Annotated in this window: 3 protein-coding genes; 1 reads left to right on the top strand and 2 read right to left on the bottom strand. The window is 71.1% G+C overall.

Annotated elements, in window-relative coordinates; genetic code table 11:
* Positions 1-43: 43 nt before the first annotated feature.
* On the bottom strand, positions 44-709 hold the full coding sequence (locus SACSA_RS0114665) for a potassium channel family protein (RefSeq protein ID WP_019816649.1): 666 nt from the start codon (positions 707-709) through the stop codon (positions 44-46).
* Positions 709-1,374, bottom strand: coding sequence for a potassium channel family protein (locus SACSA_RS0114660; protein ID WP_019816648.1), 666 nt, complete (start codon positions 1,372-1,374; stop codon positions 709-711). The genes SACSA_RS0114665 and SACSA_RS0114660 overlap by 1 nt, the downstream gene beginning before the upstream one ends.
* Before the next feature lie 173 nt (positions 1,375-1,547).
* On the opposite strand from SACSA_RS0114660, the gene SACSA_RS23105 reads away from it, so the two are divergent.
* Positions 1,548-3,535: APC family permease (locus SACSA_RS23105; protein ID WP_019816647.1), on the top strand; the 1,988-nt coding region annotated here is incomplete at its 3' end.

Genomic DNA, 3,535 nt, shown 5'->3' with positions numbered 1-3,535 from the left:
CAGCCCGCGGGCCGCCGGAGGCCGCCGCCGCGGGGTGCGCGGGTCAGTCTCCGGCCACGCCCAGCGCCGAGCGGATGGCGGGCTCCACGTCGGTGGTGGAGACGAACAGCAACTCGTCGCCCGGCTCAAGCGGGTCGTCCGGCTGGGGCACCAGCACGCGCTCGCCGCGCAGGATCGTCACCAGCGCGGCGTCCTTGGGAAGCGCGAGTTCGCGCACCGGCCTCCCCGCCAGCGGCGTGTCCGGGGGCAGGGTCATCTCCACCAGGTTGGCCTGGCTCTGCCGGAACGTCATCAGCCGCACCAGGTCGCCGACGCTGACGGCCTCCTCCACCATCGCCGCGAGCATCCTCGGGGTCGACACCGCCACGTCGACACCCCAGCTCTCGGTGAACAGCCACTCGTGGTGCGGGTTGTTCACGCGGGCGACCACGCGGCGCACCGCGAACTCCGTCTTCGCCAGCAGCGACACCACGAGGTTGACCTTGTCGTCCCCGGTCGCGGCGATCACGACGTCGCAGAGCTGGACCCCGGAGTCCTCCAGCGTGGAGACCTCGCACGCGTCGCCGAGCACCCAGTCGGCCTGCTCGACCGTCTCCGGCAGGAACTGCTGGAACTGCCGTTCGATCAGCATCACGGTGTGCCCGGCCTCGATCAGCTCCGTGGCGATCGAGCGGCCCACCGCGCCCGCACCCGCGATCGCGACCCGCATCAGCTCTCCTCCCGGGGTGACCGCCCGGCCACGCTCGAGACCTCGGTGACGGTGCCCGACAGCGCCGCCGCGTAGACCACGTCGTCGGCTTGCAGCACCGTCGTCGAGTCGGGCAGCACGCCCGTGCCGAACCGCATGACGAACGCCACGCGGGAACCCGTCTCCGCCTCCAGTTGCCGCACGCTGCGGCCGATCCAGTCCTCGTGCAGCGGGAGCTGGATCAGCGCCACCGTGCCGGTCGGCTCCCGCCACGAGGTCGCCACACCCTCGGGCAACAGGGTGCGCAGGAACCGGTCCGTGGTCCACGGGACCGTGGCCACCGTGGGGATGCCGAGCCGCTCGTAGACGGCGGCGCGCTTGGAATCGTAGATCCGGGCGACCACGTGATCCACGCCGAAGGTCTCGCGGGCCACCCGCGCCGAGATGATGTTCGAGTTGTCCCCGCTCGACACGGCGGCGAAGGCGTCGGCACGCTCGATGCCCGCCTCCATGAGCACCCCGCGGTCGTAGCCCACCCCCAGAACCTGCCTGCCGTGGAACCCGCTGCCGAGACGCCGGAACGCCTCCTGCGACTTGTCGACCACGGCCACGTCGTGCCCGAGCCGTTCGAGCGCGGCGGCCAGGGACGCGCCGACCCGGCCGCATCCCATGATCACCACGTGCACGCTGCTGCCTCCCGCTCCTCGCGACCGCACTCCCGTTTTCGGCGTCCTGCGCCAACCTACCCCCATCGGGACCCCGTCCGGTGCCTGGTCCTCACCCGGTCGCCGCACGGCCGGGTGAGCACGGGACCCACCGGCCCGGCGCCGGGCCGGGGCCACGGGATTACGCTCCAGCCGTGTCCACGTTCGCCACGGCCACGAAACGCATCCTGCTGGGCAGGCCGTTCCGCAGCGACCGGTTGCCGCGCACCCTGCTGCCCAAGCGCATCGCGCTGCCGGTGTTCTCCTCCGACCCGCTGTCGAGCATGGCCTACGCGCCGGAGGAGATCCTGCTCATGCTCTCGCTGGCCGGAGCCTCGGCCTACGTCTACACCCCCTGGGTGGGCATCGCCGTGGCACTGGTCCTCGTCATCGTCGTGGCCTCCTACCGGCAGAACGTGCGGGTCTACGCCGGGGGTGGTGGTGACTACACCGTGGCCACCGTCAACCACGGGCCACGGCTGGGGCTCGCCGTCGGCGCGGCGCTGACGGTCGACTACATCCTCACCGTCGCCGTCTCGATCTCCTCGGCCGCGGCCAACATCGGTTCGGCCGTGCCGTTCGTGAGCGACCACAAGGTCGAGTTCGCCGTGCTCGCCATCGCGGTGCTGGCGGCGGTGAACCTGCGCGGCGTCCGCGAGTCCGGCACGCTGTTCGCCATCCCGGTGTACGCGTTCGTGTTCGGCATCCTCGGGATGATCGTCTGGGGCGCGGTACGCACGTTCGTGTTCGGCGAGCGGCCACGGGCCGAGAGCGCGGGCCTCGAACTCGCCTCGGACCCGGAGGCGCTGGCCGGGCTCGGCCTCGCGTTCGTGATCCTGCGGGCGTTCTCGTCGGGCAGCGTCGCCCTGACGGGGGTGCAGGCGGTCGCCAACGGGGTTCCGGCCTTCCGCAAACCCCGGGGCCGCAACGCCTCCGCCACGCTGCTGCTGATGGGCATGCTGGCCACCGCGATGTTCCTCGGCCTGCTGTTCTTGGCCGAGGTGAGCGGGGTGGTCATCGCCGAGGACCCGGCGACCCAACTGGTGAACGCGCCGGAGGGCTACGAGCAGAAGACCCTCGTCGCCCAGCTCGCGGGCGCGGTGTTCGCGGGCATCGAGCCCGCCGTGTGGTATGTGATCTTCTTCACCGGGCTGGTGCTGGTGCTGGCGGCCAACACGGCGTTCAACGGGTTCCCGGTGCTCGGTTCGACCCTGGCCCAGGACCGCTTCCTGCCCCGGCAGCTGCACACCCGTGGTGACCGGCTCGCCTTCAGCAACGGCATCCTGCTGCTGGCCGGGGTCGCCATCCTACTGGTGATCGGCTTCAACGCCGAGGTCACCGCGCTGATCCAGCTCTACATCGTCGGCGTGTTCGTCTCGTTCGTGCTCAGCCAGAGCGGCATGATCCGGCACTGGAACCGGGCGCTGCGTTCCGAGACCGATCCGCAGGCGCGGGGCCGCATCCGCCGGGCCCAGGTGATCAACATGGTCGGGCTGGTCACGACCGCCTCCGTGCTGTTGATCATCCTCGCGACGAAGTTCGCCGAGGGGGCGTGGATCTCGCTCGCCGCCATGGCGGTCATTTACTCGATCATGCGCACCATCCGCAGGCACTACGACCGCGTGGCCGAGGAACTGCGTGAAAGTGAGAAGGAGGTCACCCTCCCGTCCCGCAACCACGCCATCGTTCTGGTGTCCCACCTGCACCGTCCGGCGCTGCGCGCCCTCGCCTATGCGAAGGCGACCCGTCCGGACGTGCTGGAGGCCGTGACGGTCAACGTGGACGACGCGGAGACACGCGCCCTGCTGCGGCAGTGGACCGAGCGCAAGGTCGCCATCCCGCTCAAGGTCGTCGAGTCGCCGTACCGCGAGGTGACCAAGCCGGTGCTCGACTACGTGCGGCGGGTGCGCGGCGACCAGCCGCGCGACGTGGTGACCGTGTTCATCCCCGAGTACGTCGTGGGCCGGTGGTGGGAACAGCTGTTGCACAACCAGACCGCGCTGCGCCTCAAGGGCCGCCTGCTGTTCCAGTCGCGGGTGATGGTGACGAGCGTGCCGTGGCAGCTCGAATCGTCGAAGCGGCGGTCGAGGCGGGCCGAGCGACGGCGCCGCCGCCCGGTCGCCGGGGACGTGCGGCGCGGCCT

The organism is Saccharomonospora saliphila YIM 90502, from assembly GCF_000383795.1.
In the GTDB taxonomy this organism is placed as follows: domain Bacteria; phylum Actinomycetota; class Actinomycetes; order Mycobacteriales; family Pseudonocardiaceae; genus Saccharomonospora; species Saccharomonospora saliphila.
This window is presented reverse-complemented; position numbering and strand designations above follow the sequence as displayed.

Coding starts and splice junctions, on each gene's coding strand:
- SACSA_RS0114665 (WP_019816649.1), bottom strand. CDS start 709: ATGCGGGTCGCGATCGCGGGTGCGGGCGCGGTGGGCCGCTCGATCGCC.